The sequence below is a fragment of the Halomonas sp. KHS3 genome (assembly GCF_000830495.1).
Taxonomy (GTDB): domain Bacteria; phylum Pseudomonadota; class Gammaproteobacteria; order Pseudomonadales; family Halomonadaceae; genus Vreelandella; species Vreelandella titanicae.
Genome location: NZ_JWHY01000011.1, coordinates 167,676 through 190,207 on the forward strand (window position 1 = coordinate 167,676; position 22,532 = coordinate 190,207).

Consider the following 22,532-nt stretch of genomic DNA (forward strand, 5'->3'; position numbering starts at 1 on the left):
TTGCTTGACCAGCTCTTCTTGTAGTTCTAAATTTCACACAACTGGTACGGTAAACCAACCAGCAGACCAGACCAGTTAGACAATCCAAAAACAATGAGGTCGTTCGCATGCTGAAATACTCAATAGCTGTTTCAACTCTCGCAATAGCCCTATTGTCTGGGCAAGCCCAAGCCAACCCAGAAAAAATTGTGTTTGCCATCGGTGGCTCTCCACAAAGCTTGCAGGGGCAAACGGCTCAGGAGTTTATCCACCAGCTGGAGCAACGCCTGGGCGATAACCTACAAGTGGAGTATTACGACAGCGGGCAGTTAGGTGATGAGCGACAGCTAATTCAACGACTCCGTTTGGGTACTGTGGATCTCGCCGCTATCTCTTCCATTATGTCTTCTGTATCGCCTGACTTTGCACTGTTCGACTTGCCTTACCTCGTAAAAGATCGCGATCACCTTAAGCGTATTGATGAAGAAATTGTCATGATCGATTTAGCCGATAGCGTCGAACAGCGCGGTTTAAAAATCATTTCCACTTGGGAAAACGGCTTCCGGCAGATCACTAATAGCAGTCGAGCTATTACGACACCCGATGATCTTGATGGCTTAAGGATTCGCACGCCACAAAGTGATTGGCGTACGCGCATGTTTTCTACCTGGGGGGCAAACCCAACACCCATGGCATTCTCAGAAGTTTTCGTGGGCCTACAAACCGGTGTCATCGATGGTCAAGAAAACCCGCTCAGCAATATCTACGGTGCTCGCCTACACGAGGTACAAGAGTATCTATCGCTTTCCAATCACGTTTATACCCCTATTTGGTTAACCGCCGGACAGCAGAGCTGGGATCAGTACTCCGATGAAGTGCGCGAAGCGATCAGCGATGCGGCAGCCGAGACACAAGCGTGGGCATTTGCCAAGGGGGCAGAGCTTGACGAAGAGCTAATCGGCACTATGCGCGAAGCCGGTATCGCCATTAATAACGTTGACCGCGATGCGTTCATACAAGCCAGCAGCCCTGTGTATGACGCATTTGCAGAACAAGTGGATGGTGGTCAAGCGTTAATAGACCGTGCAGCGTCACTAGCAGACCAATAAAACATTCGCTGCTAACCCTCATGCATTCAAATGGGATGCTCGTTTTCATTCATCAGGAATGAGGCAGTTCATGGTACTGATTCATCACATGCGAGCTTGGCTGGAGAAGCTATTAGAAGTTTTCACCATCTTCTTACTGCTTGCACTTACTTTCATTGTCTTGGTTGCCGTAGCGTTTCGCACCTTCGGTAGCTCACTGGCATGGTACGACGAGGTGGCTTCTATCGGGCTAGCTTGGCTAAGCTTCTACGGTGCAAATCTGGCGGCTATCAAGCGAGCCCACATGGGCTTTCCTGGCCTTGTCAGCAGTGCCCCTGCCCCTTTACGCGTTGCCTTGTTTGTCTTCAGCGAAATCATCGTCATTGGCTTCTTTATCGTTATTGCCTATTACGGGTACCAAGTGCTTGAGATTCTGGCTTGGGATCATTTGGTGTCACTGCCCAGCATTAGTCTTACGATCACCCAATCGGTCATCCCTATCAGCGCGGTATTGTTCATCTTGTGTGAGCTTCTATCACTGCCCAGCGCCTGGCAGAAAATGCGCACCGGCGTTGACAGCGAGCAAGAAGCCATTGAAGAGGCAATCCGCCTAGCCGAGGAAGATCTAAAGGAGAGCCGGGCATGATTCTATTGATTGTTATTGCCGCTCTATTTTCGCTAGTGCTGATCAATGTGCCCATTGCGATAGCCATAGGAGCCGTAGGGGTTGTCGGTGTTTATATCAATATGGGGCCGCAGCACCTTCTCAACATACCACTGACACTGTTTAACGGTGCCACCAACTTTCCTCTTATTGCGATCCCGCTATTTATTTTTGCAGGCGCACTAATGAATACATCCGGAATTTCGACACGGCTGATTAATCTGGTGACCGCCATGGTGGGCTTCGTGCGCGGCGGATTAGCCATGGTAAACGTAGGGGTGTCGATGTTCTTTGCTGAAATCTCAGGCTCTGCAGTCGCCGATGTCGCGGCGACGGGGTCGATACTGATTCCCGAGATGAAACGTAAGCAGTATAACCCCGAGTTCTCAGCGGCGATCACTTCCTCATCGGCTTCACTGGCGGTCATTATTCCGCCATCGCTGTCGATGATTCTGTACGGCGCTATCGCGGAAGTCTCCATTGTCCAGCTGTTTGTCGCGGGGATCATTCCAGGCCTTCTGGGCGGCTTCGGTCTGGCCGGCTTCTGCTATTACTACGCAGTCAAATACGACCTACCCCGGGAAGCGGCCTTCTCGCTGAGCCGCTTGGGAAAAGCATTCAAAGAGGCCTCCTGGGCACTCCTACTGCCCGTCATCATTCTTGGCGGCATCTTCGGCGGCTTTGTCACAGCAACGGAAGGGGCCGGCATTGCGGTGTTAGCCGCGCTGTTGATTGGTGGCCTGGTTTATCGCGAGCTCAACCTCAAGGTGCTATACCGCGCGGTGACGGATGGTGTCATCCAGACATCGGTGGTGATGCTGCTGGTCGCGACCTCCGCCGTGCTGGGGCTTTTTCTGACCGAAATGCAACTCCCGCAACAGTTGGCAGCGCAAATCACCACGCTAACGGAAAACCCCGTCGCGGTATTGGCCCTGCTCAATATATTGCTCCTGCTCCTCGGTATGTTTTTACACGGTGCGGCGGCCATCATTCTGGTCGTCCCCATCGTCATGCCGTTGGTGACGCAAGTTGGCATCGACCCCATTCATTTTGGCTTGATTCTGACCCTCAACCTTGCCATTGGCCAGCAAACGCCACCTGTTGCTTCAGTGCTCGCTACCGCGTGCTCGATTGCTAAAACCGATATGTGGAATACCACACGTGTCAACTTACCGATGATCGGCGTGCTGTTCATCGTACTGCTGCTGGTGACCTACGTGCCGGTCATTCCACTCTTCCTCGTTGATTTGTTTTATTGATTCCCGTTGATGTCGATCCGTTAGGAGCATTACATGAAAGACGCACAACCTGTCATTGCCGTAATTTTAGGTGACCCTGCGGGCATTGGCCCTGAGCTCATCGCCAAGCTATTTAATGAAACCACCCTGTTCGATGGTGTCCACACGGTGCTACTGGGGGATCGCTGGCTATGGCAAGAAGGTCAGCGCGTGGCGGGTATCAGCCACCAGCTACCTGAAATTCAAGAGTTCAGCCAAGTGCGTCAACACGCTGGCCCGGTATTCTTACCCATGGAGACCGTTGCTGAAGGTGACGTTAGCTATGCACGAGAATCTGCCGCAGGTGGCGCCTCGACATTGGCCCTCTTGACCCGCTGCATGGATGCGGCACTGGCCAACGAAGTGGACGCCATTTGCTTTGCACCGCTGAACAAGCTCTCGATGAAAAAAGGCGGATTGGCTTATGAAGATGAACTGCACTTCTTTGCCAACCACCTGAATGTTCAAGATTACTTCTGCGAATTTAATACGCTAGGCAGCCTATGGACGGCACGCATTTCTTCACACGTGCCGCTGAAAGATGCCGCCGAATACATCACCGAAGAGCGGATAATCGCAGCTAGTCGTTTAATGTACGACGCACTTCAACTCGCCGGCACCCCTGAGCCACGCGTGGCCGTGGCCGCGTTTAACCCTCATGCAGGCGAGGGCGGTACCTGTGGCCGCGAAGAAATCGAGGTCATTACGCCAGCCGTCGAAGCCTGCCGCGCTCAAGGCTACCCCATCAGTGGCCCATTCCCTGCCGATACCATCTTTCTTAAAGCCAGAGACGGCGAATACGACGCCATCGTCACCATGTACCACGACCAAGGCCAAATCGCGATCAAGCTCATGGGCTTTATGGACGGGGTGACGGTTCAGGGTGGCTTACCGATTCCCATCACCACACCTGCTCATGGCACGGCCTTCGACATTGCGGGGCAGGGTAAAGCCAACGTAAACCCCACACGCAATGCCTTTCTCATCGCTTGTGAAATGGGCAAAAACCTTCGCCAACAGCGTCTTAACGCTAGCGCCTAATCGATTATCTAACTCAGGATAAACATAATGAAAATCACTAATGTCCGCACCCGTGTCTTCGAATGGAAAGGGCACACCGTACCTGCCCAGCCGCACTTCTGCTCCAATGCCATGGACGAACTCTGGGACAAAAGCGACTCCATGGGCACGTTCCGCTTTCACGGCTGGACGGTGGTCGAGATTGAAACCGATAACGGCATTGTAGGACTGGGGAATGTTGCGCTAGCACCGCGTATTGCCAAAGCCATTATCGACCAGTACCTCGCTCCGCTAGTGATCGGCCAAGACCCTTTTGACTACGAATACCTCTGGCAGCGCATGTATCGCTCGACGCATGCCTGGGGCCGCAAAGGCATCGGTATGGCGGCGATTTCCGGTGTCGATATCGCCATCTGGGACATCATGGGTAAAGCCGTTAACAAGCCTGTCTTTAAATTACTCGGCGGCCGCACCAAAGAGAAGATTCCTTGCTACGCCTCCAAGCTTTACCGCACCGACCTCAACAGCATGCAGGAAGAGGCTCAGTCTTACCTCGACCAAGGCTTCCAGGCAATGAAAATGCGCTTTGGCTATGGCCCGAAAGACGGGCCGGCGGGTATGCGTGAAAACCTTAATAGTGTCGCGGCGGTACGAGAAGTCATTGGCGACGATATTGACTTGATGCTCGAATGCTACATGGGCTGGAACCTTGAATACGCCAAACGAATGCTACCTCGGCTAGAGCGTTTCCAGCCGCGCTGGCTTGAAGAGCCGGTGCTCGCCGATGATATCGATGGCTACGCCGAGCTTAATCGACTCACCAGTATCCCGATTTCTGGCGGTGAGCACGAGTTCACTTCTTACGGTTTTCGACAACTGCTGGAAAAGCGTGCCGTCTCCGTCATTCAATATGACACCAATCGCGTTGGTGGCATTACCGCAGCGCATAAGATCAATGCCCTTGCTGAGTCGTTTAGCGTGCCGGTCATCCCCCATGCCGGTCAGATGCATAACTACCACTTGACCATGTCTACCCTGGCATCACCCATGTCGGAATTCTTCCCGGTGCATGACGTTGAGATTGGTAACGAGCTGTTCTACTACCTGTTTGAGGGCGACCCTGAGCCGGTCAATGGTTTTATCGACCTTGACGACAATACGCCAGGCCTCGGTTTGAAGCTCAATGAGCGCTATTTCGATCAGTTCAACATTAGCGAATAAGCATCGAACAAGGGTCTTTATCATGCGAATTGTACAAGTAAAAACTTCCCGCGGCGTTCGCGCCGCGGTGGTTGAAAGCCCCATTCAGCTTCGGTTGATTGATTATCCCGGCGGCACCTATGAGTTGGCACAGGCCGCACTCGCAGCGGGTACGTCTCTCATCGAGTTCATTGAATGCCATCGTAGCCATGAACTCCTGGATTACCATCAAACGCTGGACATGGGGTTGTTGTTGCCTCCGGTCACCCATCCTGATCCTGCTCACTGCTACGTCACCGGTACCGGTTTGACCCACTTGGGCAGTGCCGACACACGCTCTGCCATGCATGCAAAAGCCAAGGTGAGCGATGATGAACTGACCGACTCTATGCGCATGTTCAATCTGGGGGTGGAAGGCGGGAAACCTCGTCCCGGCAAAGAAGGCGCCCAGCCCGAATGGTTCTATAAAGGCGATGGCAGCATTGTCGTCGCGCCAGAGAGCCCCTTTGCTGTGCCGCATTTCGCCCAAGACGCTGGTGAAGAACCGGAACTGGTTGGCATTTATATCAATGCGGATGACGGGACGCCTTTCCGGCTGGGCTATGCGGTAGGCAACGAGTTTTCTGACCATGTCACCGAGCGCGCTAACTACCTTTGGCTGGCTCACTCCAAACTACGCGCTTGCAGCTTCGGCCCTGAATTGCTGCTGGGTGAGCTGCCCGACCATTTAGAGGGCACAAGCCGTATCGTTCGCGCAGGCAAGACGCTATGGGAAAAGCCGTTTCTCACCGGCGAAGCCAACATGGCACACAGCCTGTCCAATTTGGAACATCACCACTTTAAATATCCACAGTTTCGTCAACCAGGCGATGTGCATGTGCATTATTTCGGCACTGCCACACTCAGCTTTGCGGACGGAGTCAGCGTACAAGACGGCGACCGCTTTGAAATTGAGTTACCTGCTCTTGGCCGTGCTCTGCGCAATTCTGTCAAGTTCATGGAAGACGAACCTCTGACCATACAACACGTGCGACCTTTATAAAAACAACGAATTAAAACAAAGGCTACCGTCATGACAACTAAAAAAACATTTCTAAACAGCATCTTGGCTACCGCACTATCAGTAGCCATGTTTTCTCCGTTCAATGACGCGCAAGCGACTACCACATTAACGCTGGCTCATGCCCACCCGGTAGAGGACTCTCAGCACTTGGCGGCGATGCGGTTTGCCGAGCGCGTCAAAGAGCGTAGCGGAGACGAAATCAATATTCGGGTATTCCCGAACGGACAACTTGGCAATGATCAGGCCATGATCGCCGGTGTTCGTGGTGGAACCATTGATATCGAGTTATCGGGCAACCCGTACTTCAGTGGCCTAGTGAGCGAACTCAATGTGCTGGATCTGCCGTTTCTATTTGATGATTACGAACAAGCCTATCGAGTACTCGATGGAGACGTTGGCCTGGGCTTACTAGCGCGCATGCGTGAAAAGGATTTAGAAGGACTCGCCTTCTGGGAAATTGGTTTTCGCAATCTGACCAACTCGCGTCGTGCAATCGAGTCGGCTGATGATATTAAAGGACTGAAGCTAAGAACCACGCCCAATCCCGCCCATATCGCGGCTTTTGAGGCATTGGGCGCCAACCCAATACCGATGCCTTTTGCCGAGCTTTTTACGGCCCTTGAAACTGGCACCGTAGATGGTCAGGAAAATCCCGTTAGTTTAATTCGCTCGGCCAGCCTGGCCGATGTTCAAGACCACCTTTCATTAACGGCGCATGCCTACACGGCGGCCCCCTTGGTCATGAATAAAAATCGCTTCGATAGCCTCACTGACGAACAGCAGCAACTACTGCGCGATGAGGCTCAAGAGGCCGCTCGATACCAGCGGCAGCTTAACCAAGAGCGAATGTCTAACGACCTGGAGTTTCTCCGGCAGCAGAGCATGCAGATCGTTGAACAACCAGATCGTGCCTCCATGCGCGATAGGGTCGCTGACGCCGTTCGCAGCAAATTTACTGCTCAACACGGTAGCGAGCTAGTCGAGGCAGTTGAGCGCGCGAAAACGGCGAATTAGTCCTCGCCCAATGGCGGCGTATCAGTGGGGATAAGGTATGAATATCAGCGAACAGCGGCGGCAATTTCTTCAAAGCGGAAAGGATGAGGATCTACCGATCATAGATGCGCATCTACATTTTTGGGATCCACGATCTAACTACCATCCTTGGTTGTGTGATGAACCCATGATTCCTTTCCGTTATGGAGACTATAGCCGCATTCGCGTGCCCTTTTTTCCCCAGGATTATCAACAGCAGTGCGGCCAACACAACGTCTTAGGATGCGTGTACATGGAGGCTGAATGGCAGCCTGGCGGCGCGGCGGACGAAGCTCGCTGGATTCACGGGCTGCATGATCGAACCGGCTGGCCCAATGCCATGATTGCCCAAGCTTGGTTAGATGCCAAGGATATTGACGCTCAGTTAGATACGTTGGTGGGCTGGCCGTTAGTCCGTGGAGTGCGTCATAAACCAGCAACTATGCCTCGCGCTGAATACCGAGCCAATCATGGCTTGTCAGGCTCTCTAACCTGCCCCCACTTCGAGCGTGGTTTCGCGTTGCTTGCTCGTCATGGGTTCATCTTCGAGCTCCAAGCTCCCTGGTGGCATCTACATGAGTTGATTCCGTTATTGGAGCGCCATCCAGACATACCAGTCGTGATCAACCATGCAGGCGTGCCCGGTGATCGCCAACATGAAACGCTGGCAGGCTGGAAGAACGCATTAGAGCAAGTAGCCGCCTATGACCAAGTCATGCTCAAGCTGTCGGGGCTGGGCATCAACGGCGAGCCCTGGCGCTCTGACGATAATCGCTGGTTGATTCGCACGGCCATTGAGCTTTTCGGCCCTGATCGATGCATGTTTGCCAGCAATTTTCCTGTAGATGGGTTAGTGACCGATTTGGACTCGTTATGGAGCGCTTTCAAACAACTCAGCTCGCACCTATCGACTCGCGAAAGACTGGCTGTTTTTTGTGATAACACTTTACGTTGCTATCAGCTCGGTCAATTTAATATCAATCACCTCATTAACTCATAAGCACAACAAACTAACTATCTTTCATCACGTATATAAGGACAATACTCATGACACGCCATACTCACTTTATCAACGCTGCCTTGTTTGTGTGTGGAATGACCGCAGCGGTCAGTCAAACACTGGCGGCAGATATCAGCGCTCGACTTGGCACCAGTCTGCCGGATTCTCATCCACAAACATTAGGCGCCCAGCGATTTTCCACGCTGGTGGAAGAAAAGACCAACGGAGCCATTGAAGTACAAGTCTTTAGCAATGGCATTCTAGGCAATGATGTCAACATGACCTCGATGGTTCAGGCGGGAACCCTGGATTTCACTATCCCTTCAACGGCTACCCTCTCAAGCCTAAATCCCGATTTCAGCATCATCAGCCTGCCGTTCCAATTCGATGATGAAGAACATGCCGATGCCGTGCTCGATAGCTCCGTGGGAGAAGCACTGCTTGCAAGCTTAGAAGAAAAGGGGATCACCGGTCTTGGCTTTTGGGAAAATGGGTTTCGACATATCACCAATTCAAAACGCCCCATCGAGACGTTAGAAGATCTAGACGGCCTCAAGATCCGCACCATGCAGAACGCCTTATACATCGATCTGTTTAACGACTTAAATGCTAACGCCGTGCCCATGCCGGTTAATGAGCTATTCACTGCACTAGAAACCCATACCGTCGATGGCCAAGAAAATCCTTATACCGTCATTGATACAAAGCGCTTTTATGAAGTTCAAGACTATCTGTCTCAGACAGCACACGCTTATGACGCTCTCGTACTCATCGCCTCTTCGAGCTTTCTAGACAGCCTGGATGAACAGAACCGTGCAGCAGTTCAAAGTGCTGCCCGTGAAGCGACTCTTTACCAGCGCCGTGTAAGCCGCGAGCTCAACCAAGCCTTAATCGCTGAACTGAATGAGAAAATTCTGATTAATGAAGTACCTATGTCTGAGCGCCAGCGTATGCAAGCGCAGCTATCCGACATGATGGATCAACATGTCAGTGAGCTGAGTCCATCATTCGTCTCTGATTTTGGTAATGCCATTAACAGTCATCGTCATCGTTAAATCTCGCGGTCATACGAAAAGAATTGACGATGACCACCGTAGCAAGATACGTGCTTCATGCGTCTTTTAGGAGCATCAGCTCATGCATCAACACGATAAAAAAGCGACCACGCCAAATATGAACATGCAAAGAAGCTCACAGGGTATCGCTCATCAAGTAGCCAACTTGGCTAGCGGCGTGGAGCGCTTACTTAACTTAATGATGGTATTGGCGTTGATCAGTATGATCGTCTTGGTGTTTACCAACGTAATCCTTCGATATGGCTTCAACAGCGGCATTTCAATTAGCGTTGAGCTATCTCGCTTCCTTTTTGTATGGGTCACCTTTCTAGGTGCCGTCACCGCGTTACTACGCCACGAGCATTTAAACGTCACGACACTTTCAGAACGCCTGCCTGAACCAATACAGGCCGTGCTAACGAGAGTCGTTACACTCGTCATGCTGGGCTGCAGCGTGATGTTACTGAAAGGTAGCTATGCGCAGACGGTACTGAACTGGGACAACATTTCACCGATTAGCGGCATTCCTGTCGGCGTTTTCTACTTGGCGGGCTTGGTGGCAGGCGTATTGATGTCTGTGGTTCTGACATATCGACTGATCATGCCCACGGCTTTTCAAAGCACTGCCCACTTGAATAAAGGAGAGGTGTAATGACGATTGTTCTTTTCCTGGGCTCGCTGCTGGCTTCTATCGGTCTGAGTGTCCCCATTGCCTTTGCATTACTGGTCAGTGCGGTTGCTTTGATGCTGCACCTGGATTTGCTCAACTCGCAAATATTGGCTCAGAACTTAGTCAATGGAGCGGACAGCTATACACTGCTCGCCATTCCCTTCTTTTTGGTTGCCGGGGAGGTCATGTCACGCGGTGGTTTGTCACAACGCATCGTTGCACTGGCGATGACCCTTGTCGGCCACCGCAAAGGTGGCCTCGGCTTTGTGGCTATTTTTGCGGCGATCATCATGGCTAGCTTGTCGGGCTCCGCCGTGGCGGATACGGCTGCATTGGCCAGTATGCTGTTACCAATGATGCGCCAGGCAGGTTATCCGCTGGGACGCTCCGCCGGACTAATGGCAGCCGGTGGTATTATCGCTCCGATCATTCCGCCCTCCATTCCGCTCATCATCATTGGCATTGCTGGCGGAATCTCGATTAGCAAACTATTCCTGGCGGGCATTGTGCCTGGACTCATCATGGGCGCCACGTTAGTACTGATGTGGCTCTTCATGACACGTAAGGAAGATTTGGTGGTCGCGAAAAAAGCAACCCGCGCAGAACGTCTTGAGGCATTAAAAAAGAGCTTTTGGGCCATTTTGCTTCCCGTCATCATTATCGGCGGAATCAAAACCGGAATTTTTACCCCTACCGAGGCTGGCGTCGTGGCTGCCGTATACGCCATTTTTGTCGCCACCGTTATTTATAGGGAGCTGAACTTACCCCAGCTTTACAGCGTATTGGCTCAAGCCGCGCGCAGCACTGCTATCGTGATGTTCCTGGTCGCCGCGGCCATGGTGGCCTCATGGCTCATCAGTATCGCTCAGTTACCCATGATGGTCGCTGACTTGCTGTCTCCCTTAGCCGACAACCCACGCTTATTAATGCTCGCAATTATGGGCGTAGTGCTGATTGTTGGCATGGTGATGGATCTAACACCCACTATTTTAGTGTTAACGCCTATATTGATGCCCATCGTCAAGCTCGCAGGTATTGACCCTGTTTACTTCGGCATCATGTTTGTTCTCAACTGCGCTATTGGGTTGATCACTCCACCGGTAGGCAACGTGCTTAACGTTATTACCAGCGTCGGCAATCTTAAATTCGAGAAAGCCGTGTCAGGCGTTATGCCGTTTGCTCTAGCCTACGTGGTAATCCTTCTACTATTTGTTGCCTTCCCACAAATCATTACCGTACCACTTTACTGGCTAGCCGGGTGATAGGTCGTTGGCCAGCATGCCCGCATTGCGGGCTAGCACCCTGTTCACGGGCCTCAAAGTCCACGTGAATAATTATCAACACCAACAATAAGCGAGACCTCATGAAACCATTAATCAAAACCTCAGCTTCTATTTTAATCATCGCTGGTTCGTTATCTCAAGCACAGGCTAATACGGTGCTAAAGCTGGCGCATGCGGCACCAGAAAGCGACACTCAGCAAGCCGCCGCTGAACACTTTGCAGAGCTGGTCGAAGAGCGTACCAATGGCGAGATCACCGTTAATATTTTCGGTAATGGCGTATTAGGCGGCGACCAACAAATGATTTCTGCCGTGCGCAATGGCTTGATCGATATTGAGTTATCAGGCAATCCAAATTTTACCGGTCTTGAACCAGCACTGGGTGCCTTCGACCTACCTTATATTTTCGCTAACCGTGAAGAAGCATACCAAGTGCTGGACGGGGAAGTAGGCCAACGTGCGCTTGACCTGCTGGACGATAAAAATCTCAAGGGGCTGGCGTTTTGGGAAGTGGGTTTTCGTGCCATGACCAATAACACACGCCCCATTAAAACCCCCGAAGATGTGCGCGGGCTTGTCATGCGCACTAATTCTAACGAATCGCTGATCGAGGCTTTCTCTTTACTCGGTGCAAATCCGGTTCCCATGCCGATCGGGGAGCTTTACACAGCGCTTGAGACCGGTACTGTCGATGCTCAGGATCACCCCGTCGGTATTGTTTGGTCTGCGGGTTTCCACGAAGTTCAAGACTATCTTTCATTAACCAATCAAGCCTATACGTCGTTGATCATGGTGATGAATCAGGAAAAATTCGACAGCCTTTCTCCAGAATATCAACAGGCTCTTCTGAGTTCTGCACGCGAAGCAGGAGATTATCAGCGCGAATTGAATATCGAAAAAGAGCAGGAAATCCTGGATCAAATGCGTGCCAATGGTATGCAGATCGAGGAAGAAGTCGATACCGCTGCGTTTCAAGCGGTCATTCGTCCTACTTGGGATAGCTATATAGAGGAAAACGGCAGCGAATGGACTGATGCTATCCAAGAGGCACTGCAGTAAGCGTCATCCTTACCAGTGATGAATCACCTGAGGTATCCGCTTAACGCGGATACCTGTTTAACGCTTGGAGTATCGAACAAATGGCCAGTGAATACTTGCTTCTAAATCAGAAATGCGCCCACACCTTAAGTCTTTACGATGTTCAAAGCGGTGAAGAGCTCAAACATATTCGTCTACCTGACTACCCTCATGAGTTCGTTGTCGATTCTCAAGGTAAATATGCTTTCGTCGGCCACTACGGGATTTTAGGTGCTGATTGTATCGGTGACCCAGGCGGATGCTCAGTATTTGTGATTGATCTCAATACCTTTGAGCTGGTTAACACGCTCAGCACATGGCCCTATTACCGTATTCATGGTCTTGGTATTGATGACCAGGATCGGCTCTATGCTATGAGTGAAGGGCACAACACATTGTTATTGTTTAATGATCCGCTCACTGCCACAACGCCCAATCTTGCTGTTTCTTCAGGAGGCTATAAAACCCACCTATTTGCTCTTACTCGCAAAGGTGATTGGGCTTATGGTGTGAATCTACTCAGCAATACCATCACCAAGTTCAAACCTCACGATGCCACTTTTACACCGATTGCGATGATCCCGGGACGCCGACCCGAGGGCAACGCACTGTCGGCGGACGAGCGCACACTATTTATCAGCAACCGAGATGATGACACCATCGTCGCCATCGATACTCAATCGATGACCGTCGAAAAAAGCGCTACCACCGGACGCGATCCTAATCGAATTTACTCGGATCCACTTAATCGTCTCATTACTACCAACTATGGGGAGAGTTCGCTATCCCTGTTTGATCAGGAGCTTAATTCACTTGAGCTGATCGAGTTGGACAACATCCCCATTGCCATGAGCTTTCATCCAGATGGACAACATGCATTCGTGTCTATGAAAGGCGACACAATAGCCGTGCTACATCTCGAATCTGGACGCGTGGTTGATAGCTTCGCCTGCCGAGCCGAGCCTGACGTCTCTCAGTTACTTGTGCGCAATTGACGCATAGCCATCTTATAAACAAGCTCAACACCAAGAGGAGAGGCGGCAATGAACGTCGACCAGCTACTCATCGACGCCCATCATCATCTTTGGGCCCTTGATGGCGGCGTCAACTACCCATGGCTGGAGGAGCATCCCGTCAGTGGTTTCTTTTTGGGCGACTATAAAGCGATTCGGCAGCCGTTCTTGACGAGTGACTTGAAGCGTCTTATCCCCGCAGGCTATCACTTAGCAGGCAGCGTTCATTGTGAAGCCGAAGCACATCGCTCCCATGCCATGCGAGAAACGCAATGGGTTACATCAATCCATGACCAGCATGAGCTACCTACCGCACATGTTGGCTGGGTAGATTTTGGAAGCCCTGAGTGTGCTAAACAGTTGAACGCTCAGATGACTTCGCCTCTCTTTCGGGGAGTGAGGGTAAAACCTGTGACCGCCACCACGCCCGATACGGCGAATCACATTCGGGGTGATAAAGGCAGTTTGCAAGACCGTCATTGGCAGAAAGGATTAGCACTGTTAGAGGAGCGTGACCTTTCCTGGGATCTCCGCGTACCCGCCTGGCATTTGGCACAAGCGGCCGACACGCTTCAGGACTTCCCCCAACTGCGCGTGATCCTCAACCATACCGGTTTACCTTGGGATCGTACGCCTCAAGGGCTAAACACTTGGCGCACGGGAATGCGTTCGCTAGCTGCCAATCCCAATATCGCCGTCAAACTCTCCGAACTCGGTACGCCATGGCATTCATGGAACTCCCCCGCGAACCTTGAGTTACTTTGCGAAACAATCGAAATATTTGGCCCAAAGCGCTGCCTTTTCGCCAGTAATTTTCCGGTTTCCAGACTGTCAATTAGTTATTCCGGGTGGCTGGAATTAATCGAAGACGCTATTTCTTTTTCCGCAGCCAGTCATCGACAGAACATTCTTCACGATAATGCATTGCATTGGTATCGGCTGCCCCACTAAGTACGACTACAAGAAGACCCCCTAATACAGGAAATTTTATGACTCTGGAAGGCAAACTACTCATCGGCCAGCAGGCCATCAGCGGCCAACAGGCCAACATTCATGCGGTGAACCCCGCCACTGGCGAAACACTTGCACCCGCCTACCCTGGCGGCAGCAAGGCCGAGGTCGAGCAAGCCTGTGAACTTGCCGAAACGGCGTACGCCACTTACCGCGAAACGTCGCTTGAAGACCGCGCTGTATTCCTCGAAACCATCGCCGCCGAGATCGAAGGGATCGGTGATGAGTTGATTGAGCGCGCCATGGCCGAAACAGGCCTACCGCGCCCGCGCTTAGAGGGCGAACGCGGCCGCACCTGTGGTCAGCTACGCTTATTCGCCAACGTGGTTCGGGCCGGCGAGTGGCTCGATGTGCGTATCGATCCCGCTCTGCCTGATCGTGAACCGATGCCGCGTGCCAACCTGCGCCAGCGGCATATTGCCCTGGGCCCGGTGGCAGTGTTTGGCGCCAGCAACTTCCCACTCGCCTTCAGCGTGGCCGGTGGTGATACCGCATCGGCACTGGCTGCAGGCTGCCCGGTGGTAGTTAAGGGCCACTCCGCCCACCCCGGCACCTCCGAGTTAGTAGGCCGTGCGATTCAACGCGCCGTTGCCAAATGCGAGTTGCCTGAGGGCGTTTTCTCACTACTGTTTGGCTCGGGCCGCGAAATCGGGCAGGCGCTGGTGGCTGACCCGCGTATTCAAGCAGCGGGCTTCACCGGTTCACGTAGCGGCGGCACCTCACTCATGGCAACTGCCCAAGCGCGGCCGCAGCCGATCCCGGTCTATGCCGAGATGAGTTCCATCAACCCGGTGTTCCTGCTGCCGGAAGCGCTCAAATCTCGTGGCAAAGCCATCGCAGAAGGCTTTGTTGGCTCACTTAACATGGGTGCCGGGCAGTTCTGCACCAACCCCGGGCTGGTGATTGCGGTTCAGGGCCCTGATCTGGATGCCTTTGTTGAAGCAGCCGGGGAAGCGGTTAAGGGCAGCGCAGCCCAGACCATGCTGACACCGGGCATACACGACGCTTACCAGCAGGGCGTTGACCGACTCGCCAACCACGCCAAGGTCACCGAAGTGGCTCGTGGCCAGGCAGGTGAAACGGCTAACCCTTGCCAAGCGGGGCTGTTCGTTACCCAGGCCGAGTCCTTCCTCAACGAGCCCTCCCTCCAGGAAGAAGTGTTTGGTTCGACGTCGCTGGTCATCGCCTGTACTGACGCCCAGGAAGTGGCGAAGGTGGCTGCCCAGCTCGAAGGCCAGCTCACCATTACGCTACAGATGGATGACGGCGACTTGGCGACCGCCAAGCAGCTGCTGCCCTCCCTGGAGCGCAAGGCGGGGCGGATCCTGGCCAACGGCTGGCCAACCGGGGTGGAAGTGTGCCACGCCATGGTGCACGGCGGCCCTTACCCGGCGACATCGGACTCCCGCACCACCTCGGTAGGTAGCACGGCAATTTTCCGCTTCCTGCGCCCGGTGTGCTACCAGGCGCTGCCTGAAGGGTTACTGCCCGAGGCGATTCGTGACGGTAACCCTTGTGGGGTATCGCGCCTAGTCGATGGTAAGCGTGAAAGCTAACTAGAGTACTGCGGTAATTTTGCCCCACCTAACTATATAGGTGGGGCAATTATCTTTTTTAATACCCCATAATGTCTGGCAGCCAAGTAGCCAGCCCCGGCACGGCGATGAGCAGTAGAATGGTGGCGATAATCGGCAGTAAGAACGGCATGATCGCCGTGACCACCTGGCCGTAGCGCAGCCGTGTGATGCCCACCATCAGGAACAGCACCGTGCCAAAGGGCGGGGTAATAACCCCTACTGAAAGCGTGATCACCATCACAATACCGAAATGAACGGGATCTAATCCGGCACTTAGCGCCGCGGGAACCACAATCGGGGTAAAAATCAGGATGCTTTCGATCACCGACATAAAGCAGCCGATAAGCAGGAAGAACAGCGCAAAGCAGAGCAACAGCAGGATCGTCGGCATATCGATGCTGGCCACCTGCCCCGCCAACGCCTGAGGGATCCCCATACGCACCAGGATCCAGCCATAAAAGCTGGAGACAGCAATAATCAGCAGGATCACTGCACTGAACATCAGGGTACGGCGGAAGGCGTTATAGAGGTCTCGCCAGTTCAAGTCGCGGTAGATCAGCCCGCCTAGAATTACCGCGTAGAGCGAGGCAATAGCACCCGCCTCGGTGGGTGTAAAGAAACCACCCCAAATACCACCGACGATAATCGCCGGCATCATTAACGGCAAGATGGCACGCTTACCGGTGCGGGCGACTTCGCAGGCATCAAAGGGTGTGGGCTTGGGCATCACCACCTTGCCACTGGCAGCCAGAAGCACGGTCATCCCCATCAGTAGCAGCGCCATCAAAATACCCGGCAGTAGCCCCGCCATAAACAGCCCGCCAATGCTCACATTGGCTAACCAGCCGTACACAACCAAGGCAATACTGGGCGGCAGAATCGGCCCAATAACGCTGGAAGCAGCGGTAACACCGGTGGAGTAATCCAGCGCATAGCCACGCTCTTTCATGGCTTTGATTTCAATGCTGCCAAGCCCTGCGGCATCGGCAACGGCAGTGCCCGACATAGTGGCAAAAATGGAGCTAGCCACCACATTCGCGTGACCCAGGCCGCCCTTGGTAAAGCCCACCAGCGCGGTGGCGAAGTCGAAAATACGCGTGGTGGTGGAGCCAATATTCATGATGTTGGCGGCCAGAATAAACAACGGTATCGCCAGCAGGGTAAAGTTATTGAGCGTTTGCACCATGCGCAGCGGCAGTAACTCAACGGGCAGCCCACCGGTACCAGTAGCCACCAGGGCGATAAAGGAGGTCACGCCAATGGCGACCACCACAGGCAAACCAATGGCCATCAGTACTAACAGGCCACCGACGAAAATCAGTAGTTCGGTCATGGTTGAGAAGCCTCCTCTTCATGGGACGTTTCCAACCACGCCACCGGGCCGCGCAAAGTTTGCCAAAGGGCAATCAGCGCCATGCCCACAAAGCTGAAAAAGATGCCGTAATAGAGATAGCTGAAGCTGATACTTAACGAGACGGTTTTATTGTTGGCGCTCATGTCCGACATGATCCATGCCCCCCAAGCAGCAAGCGCAAAAAAACCGCAGGAAACCAGTGCAGTAAACCGATACTGAATATTCTTACCCAGCCCGGAAAGCTTGTGGCTAAACAGATCGACCACCAGGTGTTCACTGCGCACCCACGCCGATAGCGAGCCAAAGCCAATCGCGTAGATGGCCAACATAGACGCTACTTCTTCGGTCCAGGGCATGCCCAGCCCCAACAAGTCGCGGGCAATGACCGCCGCCACGATCAATAGCAGGATGGCCGCCATTAACGCCACGCCGGCCCCATCGCACAGGCGGGTGACGCCGCGCAGCGTATAGAAAGCGATTCGATCCGGCCCTTGGCTGGGTGCTACAGCGTCTTCCACAGCAGAACTCCTTACCCTGACGTCTTTTTTTCGGTTATGAAAACTTAGGTGTCTTATAAAACTTTCTTGTCTTGCAAAACCTATTTATCTTGAAGAACAACGACGGCCCAGTGGGCCGCCGCTATTTCTGCCAAAGGAGGGTTACTCGCTCTGGTTACCCAAGGCGTCTTCACGAACGCCGTCGGCCATTTCGGCCATGACACGATCAATCGCCGGTAGCGCGGCTTCGCGGAAGGCGGCAATATCAGGCTCAATAACCGTCATGCCTTCATCCTGCAGCGCTTCCAGGTAGTACTCATCGAGTTCGCGTTCACGCTCTGTGCCATGCTCACGGGCGACATGAATGGCCTCTTCGATCAATGCCTGATCGTCTGATTCAAGCCCTTCCCACCAGCGCGCACTTGCCACCCAATTCCACGGAAACTGAACATGGCTGGTCATAATGATGTGATCCTGTACTTCCCATAGACGGCGGGTATAGGGCGATGAGAGCGAGTTCTCATGGCCGTCAACCTGACCGGTCTGCATGGCCAGATAAATCTCGGGGGCCGGCACATTGACGACCTGGGCGCCGATCTCTTCCCACACTTCCATCCATACTGGCAGCGCAGGAAGGCGCATGCGGAAACCATCAAGATCTTCCGGGGTTTCGATGGCTTTATTGGCGGTCATGTGGCGCGGGCCCCGGTGCTGGGTGCCGAAGTATTTGAGGCCGCCCTGACTCTCCGCCTTTTCAATCAGTGCCTGGCCAGAGGGGCTCTCCATATAGGCATCGACTTCGTCCCAGGTTGAGAACACAAAGGGCACAGTAATGGCATCGTATTCAGGCGCGTACTGCTGGCGCCAGTTACCGCCAGTGATAGAGAGCTGGGTTTGACCAAGGTTCAGTAGTTCCAAAACGGCATTTTCGCCGCCCAATGAACCCGCCAGGAAGGGACGAACATCGAAACGACCCGGTGCCTGTTCTTCTAAGTACTCAGAAAAGCGCTCCACCGCTGCGCTTTCCGAACCGCCCTCACTCATGGTGTTGTTAACTTGGATTTCGATAGGATTCGCCAAGACGAACGGCGCCGTCGTTAGCATGCCTAGGGTAGCCAGCGTGGCAAGCAGTTGTTTCCGCATGGGATAGACTCTCTACGGTTGTCGTTATTGGGTGTGGTTCTTGTAACTTTCAGGTAACGCTTACGTGATCTTGAAACATGCATCCCAAGGGCTCAAATCGACGTTCAAGAAGGCTGACTTCGTAAAACACGATGGCTAGAAACGCTGCTATAACGGGCTTTTAAATCCATTCCATCACGGCCGTACGACCAAAGATGAATACCGAGCTCCTTTAATCAACCACTGTTTAGCTTGCTTTAGGCCATTGAAAGGGTAGCTATTGGAGCTTTGCTTTCTCAAACCACGAAGCCACAAGGAGAATTTCTTGAGCTATTGCTCATCCTCTTTCTGGGTAAGGTGATCCACCAAATGCCGGGCAGTCACATGCAACGAGGCATAGCGACGCATGCCAATCACCAGTTCGCGCTGAGCCCATGGATCGCTAAGCGGGATACTTTTAAGCTGTAAGTCTCCCAGATCACGATAGATGGTTTGCTCAGGCAGTACGCCAACACCCATACCATGGTGGATCATGCGGCAAATGGCATCGAAGCTGCGTACCTGAATACGCATTCGCAGTGCTTTACCCGCTAGGTTAGCCTGCTCGTTCAACAGCGACTGCAGCGAGGCATCCTGCTGCAAGCCGATAAAATCGAAAGCTAGCGCTTCATTAAAGGCGATGCTTTCACGCCCAGCCAAAGGATGATCGATAGGGGTCATTAACACGAGTCGATCTTGTCGATAGGAGAGCTGTTGAAGGTCAGGCGCCGCTACATGGCCAGCAAAGATACCGATATCGGTCAGTCCGTCGCGAACGGCAGCGATAATTTCGCTGCTGACCCGCTCCTGAAGATCAATTTTGATTTCCGGGTAGAGGCGTGAGAAGGCGCTGAGATCCTGGGGAAGAAAGGCAATGATCGCCGAAGTATTGGAGTGGATACGCACATGGCCGCGGACGCCTTCGCCATACTCGCTGAGCTCGGCCTGCAGGCGTTCAATGTTATCCATAATACGTCGGGCATGATGCAAAAACGCCTGACCTGCGGGAGTCAGTTCTACACCTCTGGGGCGACGATAGAGCAGCGTGGTGCCGACCAACGTTTCCAGGTCACTTATGCGTTTGCTCACCGCGGCGAGAGCTAAGTGTTCACGCTCCGCCGCCGCCGTCAGTCGACCTTCATCCGCCACGGAGATAAACAGTTTAAGGGTGACAAAATCAAAGCGGCGCATCCTACGAACTCCTTGAAAGCAAGCTCCCTATGGTAGCCCACACCTTCGCCAGCCACGAACCCTTTGTTATCCATTGCCTAATTGTCGCCCCTGTTTAGCTCACGCATGCTGGCTAATAGTGATAATCCAATGATAAGAGAGAGCCTTAATGAATGCTTCCGAAGCGCGCCAGCTTCCGCTACAGGGCTTAAAAGTACTTGAGCTTGGCCAACTGATTGCAGGGCCTTTCGCCACCAAACTGCTGGGCGAATTCGGTGCCGATGTGATTAAAATTGAGCCGCCCGGCACTGGCGACCCACTTCGCAAATGGCGAATGCTGGAAGAAGGCACCTCGCTGTGGTGGCATGTGCAAACCCGCAACAAGCGCTCTGTGGCGCTGGATTTACGCAGTGAAGAGGGGCAAGGCCTGGTGCGCAAGCTCGCCGCCGAAGCCGACGTGGTGGTGGAAAACTTCCGCCCCGGCACCTTAGACAACTGGGGGCTAGGCTGGGAAGCGCTCTCCACACTCAACCCGCGGCTGATCATGGTGCATATTTCCGGCTACGGGCAAACGGGGCCCTACCGCGACAAGCCTGGCTTTGGGGTGATTGGCGAAGCCATGGGCGGGCTGCGCTATCTTACCGGTCAGCCTGGGGAGCCTTCCGTGCGCGTGGGCGTGAGCATTGGCGACTCGCTTTCCGCGTTGTACGCCGTCATCGGTACACTACTCGCTCTTCAGGAGCGCACCCGCAGCGGCCTGGGCCAAGAGATCGACGTTGCCCTGTATGAATCAGTATTTGCGATGATGGAGAGCCTACTGCCGGAGTTCGATGCCAGCGGCCAGGTACGCGAACCCAGCGGCAGCGCCCTGCCCGGCATTACCCCATCAAACGCCTACCGCTGCCAGGGCGGCGATTATGTGCTGATTGCCGGTAACGGCGACAGCATCTTCAAGCGCTTGATGGGCGTGATTAGTCGCGATGACCTCGCCAACGACCCGGCGCTGGCCCATAACGATGGGCGCAGCCAGCAAGCCGATATGATTGATGCCGCCATTCAGTCCTGGACGGAAGAACGCCCTCGGGATGCCATTCTGCAAGCCCTGGATGAGGCCCGCGTTCCCGCAGGCTACCCCTACACTGCAGAAGATATCGCCCATGACCCCCACTATTTAGCCCGCGAGATGATTCAAACCTTTACCCGCCCCAACGGCAAACCGCTCAAAGTTCCCGGCGTGTTGCCTAAGCTTAGCGCTACCCCTGGGCGACTTGGCGACGGCGGCCCGGCGCTTGGCCAGCATACCGACGATGTTTTGGATGAGCTGGGCATTGACCACGAAACCCGCGCCAAACTACGCCAAGCGGGCATTATCTAGGAAGTTTATTATGAGCCAGTTATCACCCTGCCCCGCCAAGATAGAAATCAACGAAGTCGCCCCCCGTGATGGCCTGCAGATTGAGGCACGCTTTGTGCCCACCGAAGGGAAAATCCGCTGGATCGATGCGCTCTCCACCACCGGCCTACGACGCATCGAAGCAACCTCGTTCACTTCACCCAAAGCGATTCCCAACCTGCACGATGCCGCAGATGTAGTCACCAGCATTCAGCGTCGGGAAGGGGTCGATATCACCGTACTGGTGCCTAATGTAAAGGGCACCGAGCGGGCACTTGCCTGCCAGGTGGATGAAATCAATCTGGTGATGTCCGCCAGCAACAGCCACGGGCTGGCCAACCTGCGCATGACGCCGAAACAGTCCCTTGAGCAGTTCGAGGCGATTTTAGAAGTCAGTAAAGACAGCAGTGTGTTTATCAACGCGTCGCTCTCCACCGCCTTTGGTTGCCCCTTTGAAGGCGACATCCCCGAAGCGCGGGTGCTGGAACTGGTTGAGAAACTTATCGACCTTGGCATTCAGGGCGTCACGCTCTGCGATACCACCGGCATGGCCAACCCTGCGCAGGTCAAACGCCTGTGTGAAGCAGTGCTTAAGCGCTGGCCAGAAACGCCGTTCACGCTGCACTTCCACAACACCCGCGGCATGGGGCTGGCCAACGCCCTGGCGGCGTGGGAAGCAGGTATTAGCCGATTTGATGCCTCACTAGGTGGGCTCGGTGGCTGCCCCTTCGCCCCCGGCGCTAGCGGTAATGTATGCACCGAAGACCTGGTGCATATGTTTGAAGCCATGGGCGTCGATACCGGTGTTGATCTGGATGCACTGCTTGAAGTCGCCGCCACCCTTCCCGACCTTATCGGCCATGATGTGCCGGGGCAGGTGGTAAAAGCCGGGAAATCGACTCGGCGTTATGCGATGCCATAAGTTCATGCCTAAAGCTCACGCCTAAGC

Annotated in this window: 21 protein-coding genes; 17 read left to right on the plus strand and 4 right to left on the minus strand. The window is 53.7% G+C overall.

Features of this window, described 5'->3' with window-relative positions:
- The first annotated feature begins 107 nt into the window (after positions 1–107).
- From RO22_RS20840 to RO22_RS20910, 15 genes are all read left to right on the plus strand, one after another.
- Positions 108–1,088 (plus strand): TRAP transporter substrate-binding protein, encoded by a 981-nt coding sequence (locus RO22_RS20840; protein WP_041159291.1) that lies wholly within the window; start codon positions 108–110, stop codon positions 1,086–1,088.
- 70 nt (positions 1,089–1,158) lie between these two features.
- A complete protein-coding gene (locus tag RO22_RS20845; RefSeq protein WP_200890273.1) occupies positions 1,159–1,713 on the plus strand; it encodes a TRAP transporter small permease in 555 nt (184 codons plus the stop codon).
- On the plus strand, positions 1,710–2,990 hold the full coding sequence (locus RO22_RS20850; protein ID WP_041159292.1) for a TRAP transporter large permease: 1,281 nt from the start codon (positions 1,710–1,712) through the stop codon (positions 2,988–2,990). The genes RO22_RS20845 and RO22_RS20850 overlap by 4 nt, the downstream gene beginning before the upstream one ends.
- Before the next feature lie 33 nt (positions 2,991–3,023).
- A complete protein-coding gene (locus RO22_RS20855) occupies positions 3,024–4,049 on the plus strand; it encodes a 4-hydroxythreonine-4-phosphate dehydrogenase PdxA (RefSeq protein WP_041159293.1) in 1,026 nt (341 codons plus the stop codon).
- A gap of 27 nt (positions 4,050–4,076) precedes the next feature.
- Positions 4,077–5,249 carry an L-rhamnonate dehydratase gene (locus RO22_RS20860; RefSeq protein WP_041159294.1) on the plus strand — a complete coding sequence of 391 codons (1,173 nt, stop codon included), beginning with the start codon at positions 4,077–4,079 and terminating at the stop codon, positions 5,247–5,249.
- Between the two features lie 22 nt (positions 5,250–5,271).
- Positions 5,272–6,270: an AraD1 family protein gene (araD1, locus tag RO22_RS20865; RefSeq protein WP_041159295.1), complete on the plus strand. Its 999-nt coding sequence runs from the start codon at positions 5,272–5,274 to the stop codon at positions 6,268–6,270.
- 30 nt (positions 6,271–6,300) lie between these two features.
- Positions 6,301–7,305, plus strand: a complete 1,005-nt coding sequence (locus RO22_RS20870; protein WP_041159296.1) for a TRAP transporter substrate-binding protein — start codon at positions 6,301–6,303, stop codon at positions 7,303–7,305.
- 37 nt (positions 7,306–7,342) lie between these two features.
- Entirely contained in the window at positions 7,343–8,323 is a 981-nt protein-coding gene (locus RO22_RS20875) for an amidohydrolase family protein (protein ID WP_052475738.1), read from the plus strand.
- A 47-nt stretch (positions 8,324–8,370) separates the two neighbouring features.
- Entirely contained in the window at positions 8,371–9,378 is a 1,008-nt protein-coding gene (locus RO22_RS20880; protein ID WP_041159297.1) for a TRAP transporter substrate-binding protein, read from the plus strand.
- Positions 9,379–9,460: 82 nt separating this feature from the next.
- On the plus strand, positions 9,461–10,030 hold the full coding sequence (locus RO22_RS20885) for a TRAP transporter small permease (RefSeq protein ID WP_200890274.1): 570 nt from the start codon (positions 9,461–9,463) through the stop codon (positions 10,028–10,030).
- Positions 10,030–11,310, plus strand: a complete 1,281-nt coding sequence (locus RO22_RS20890) for a TRAP transporter large permease subunit (RefSeq protein ID WP_041159298.1) — start codon at positions 10,030–10,032, stop codon at positions 11,308–11,310. Before RO22_RS20885 ends, RO22_RS20890 begins: the two co-directional genes overlap by 1 nt.
- Before the next feature lie 101 nt (positions 11,311–11,411).
- Complete coding sequence (locus RO22_RS20895; RefSeq protein ID WP_041159299.1) at positions 11,412–12,389, plus strand: TRAP transporter substrate-binding protein; 978 nt, start codon at positions 11,412–11,414, stop codon at positions 12,387–12,389.
- 80 nt (positions 12,390–12,469) lie between these two features.
- Positions 12,470–13,402 (plus strand): YncE family protein, encoded by a 933-nt coding sequence (locus tag RO22_RS20900; RefSeq protein WP_041159300.1) that lies wholly within the window; start codon positions 12,470–12,472, stop codon positions 13,400–13,402.
- 48 nt (positions 13,403–13,450) lie between these two features.
- Positions 13,451–14,371, plus strand: coding sequence for an amidohydrolase family protein (locus RO22_RS20905; protein ID WP_041159301.1), 921 nt, complete (start codon positions 13,451–13,453; stop codon positions 14,369–14,371).
- Between the two features lie 38 nt (positions 14,372–14,409).
- Positions 14,410–15,987 carry an aldehyde dehydrogenase (NADP(+)) gene (locus tag RO22_RS20910; RefSeq protein ID WP_041159302.1) on the plus strand — a complete coding sequence of 526 codons (1,578 nt, stop codon included), beginning with the start codon at positions 14,410–14,412 and terminating at the stop codon, positions 15,985–15,987.
- Between the two features lie 58 nt (positions 15,988–16,045).
- Here RO22_RS20910 and RO22_RS20915 read toward each other — a convergent pair whose 3' ends face one another.
- The 4 genes from RO22_RS20915 to RO22_RS20930 all read right to left on the minus strand — a co-directional run bounded on the left by RO22_RS20915 (position 16,046) and on the right by RO22_RS20930 (position 20,211).
- Complete coding sequence (locus RO22_RS20915) at positions 16,046–17,341, minus strand: TRAP transporter large permease (RefSeq protein WP_041159303.1); 1,296 nt, start codon at positions 17,339–17,341, stop codon at positions 16,046–16,048.
- Entirely contained in the window at positions 17,338–17,880 is a 543-nt protein-coding gene (locus RO22_RS20920) for a TRAP transporter small permease (RefSeq protein ID WP_041159304.1), read from the minus strand. The genes RO22_RS20915 and RO22_RS20920 overlap by 4 nt, the downstream gene beginning before the upstream one ends.
- 141 nt (positions 17,881–18,021) lie before the next feature.
- Positions 18,022–19,002, minus strand: a complete 981-nt coding sequence (locus RO22_RS20925) for a TRAP transporter substrate-binding protein (RefSeq protein WP_041159305.1) — start codon at positions 19,000–19,002, stop codon at positions 18,022–18,024.
- A 309-nt stretch (positions 19,003–19,311) separates the two neighbouring features.
- Positions 19,312–20,211: a LysR family transcriptional regulator gene (locus tag RO22_RS20930; protein ID WP_022521899.1), complete on the minus strand. Its 900-nt coding sequence runs from the start codon at positions 20,209–20,211 to the stop codon at positions 19,312–19,314.
- A 148-nt stretch (positions 20,212–20,359) separates the two neighbouring features.
- Between RO22_RS20930 and RO22_RS20935 the strand changes: the two genes are divergently transcribed.
- Positions 20,360–21,565 carry a CaiB/BaiF CoA transferase family protein gene (locus RO22_RS20935; protein ID WP_041159306.1) on the plus strand — a complete coding sequence of 402 codons (1,206 nt, stop codon included), beginning with the start codon at positions 20,360–20,362 and terminating at the stop codon, positions 21,563–21,565.
- A 10-nt stretch (positions 21,566–21,575) separates the two neighbouring features.
- Positions 21,576–22,505 carry a hydroxymethylglutaryl-CoA lyase gene (locus RO22_RS20940; protein ID WP_041159307.1) on the plus strand — a complete coding sequence of 310 codons (930 nt, stop codon included), beginning with the start codon at positions 21,576–21,578 and terminating at the stop codon, positions 22,503–22,505.
- Positions 22,506–22,532 lie beyond the last annotated feature (27 nt).

What these genes read in the sequence shown, in the direction of transcription:
- RO22_RS20910 (WP_041159302.1), top strand. Translation starts at nt 14,410, where the DNA reads ATGACTCTGGAAGGCAAACTACTCATCGGCCAGCAGGCCATCAGCGGC.
- RO22_RS20870 (WP_041159296.1), top strand. Translation starts at nt 6,301, where the DNA reads ATGACAACTAAAAAAACATTTCTAAACAGCATCTTGGCTACCGCACTA.
- RO22_RS20940 (WP_041159307.1), top strand. Translation starts at nt 21,576, where the DNA reads ATGAGCCAGTTATCACCCTGCCCCGCCAAGATAGAAATCAACGAAGTC.
- RO22_RS20935 (WP_041159306.1), top strand. Translation starts at nt 20,360, where the DNA reads ATGAATGCTTCCGAAGCGCGCCAGCTTCCGCTACAGGGCTTAAAAGTA.
- RO22_RS20860 (WP_041159294.1), top strand. Translation starts at nt 4,077, where the DNA reads ATGAAAATCACTAATGTCCGCACCCGTGTCTTCGAATGGAAAGGGCAC.
- RO22_RS20880 (WP_041159297.1), top strand. Translation starts at nt 8,371, where the DNA reads ATGACACGCCATACTCACTTTATCAACGCTGCCTTGTTTGTGTGTGGA.
- RO22_RS20855 (WP_041159293.1), top strand. Translation starts at nt 3,024, where the DNA reads ATGAAAGACGCACAACCTGTCATTGCCGTAATTTTAGGTGACCCTGCG.
- RO22_RS20905 (WP_041159301.1), top strand. Translation starts at nt 13,451, where the DNA reads ATGAACGTCGACCAGCTACTCATCGACGCCCATCATCATCTTTGGGCC.
- RO22_RS20840 (WP_041159291.1), top strand. Translation starts at nt 108, where the DNA reads ATGCTGAAATACTCAATAGCTGTTTCAACTCTCGCAATAGCCCTATTG.
- RO22_RS20850 (WP_041159292.1), top strand. Translation starts at nt 1,710, where the DNA reads ATGATTCTATTGATTGTTATTGCCGCTCTATTTTCGCTAGTGCTGATC.
- araD1 (WP_041159295.1), top strand. Translation starts at nt 5,272, where the DNA reads ATGCGAATTGTACAAGTAAAAACTTCCCGCGGCGTTCGCGCCGCGGTG.
- RO22_RS20845 (WP_200890273.1), top strand. Translation starts at nt 1,159, where the DNA reads ATGGTACTGATTCATCACATGCGAGCTTGGCTGGAGAAGCTATTAGAA.
- RO22_RS20885 (WP_200890274.1), top strand. Translation starts at nt 9,461, where the DNA reads ATGCATCAACACGATAAAAAAGCGACCACGCCAAATATGAACATGCAA.
- RO22_RS20890 (WP_041159298.1), top strand. Translation starts at nt 10,030, where the DNA reads ATGACGATTGTTCTTTTCCTGGGCTCGCTGCTGGCTTCTATCGGTCTG.
- RO22_RS20900 (WP_041159300.1), top strand. Translation starts at nt 12,470, where the DNA reads ATGGCCAGTGAATACTTGCTTCTAAATCAGAAATGCGCCCACACCTTA.
- RO22_RS20930 (WP_022521899.1), bottom strand. Translation starts at nt 20,211, where the DNA reads ATGCGCCGCTTTGATTTTGTCACCCTTAAACTGTTTATCTCCGTGGCG.
- RO22_RS20925 (WP_041159305.1), bottom strand. Translation starts at nt 19,002, where the DNA reads ATGCGGAAACAACTGCTTGCCACGCTGGCTACCCTAGGCATGCTAACG.
- RO22_RS20875 (WP_052475738.1), top strand. Translation starts at nt 7,343, where the DNA reads ATGAATATCAGCGAACAGCGGCGGCAATTTCTTCAAAGCGGAAAGGAT.
- RO22_RS20915 (WP_041159303.1), bottom strand. Translation starts at nt 17,341, where the DNA reads ATGACCGAACTACTGATTTTCGTCGGTGGCCTGTTAGTACTGATGGCC.
- RO22_RS20895 (WP_041159299.1), top strand. Translation starts at nt 11,412, where the DNA reads ATGAAACCATTAATCAAAACCTCAGCTTCTATTTTAATCATCGCTGGT.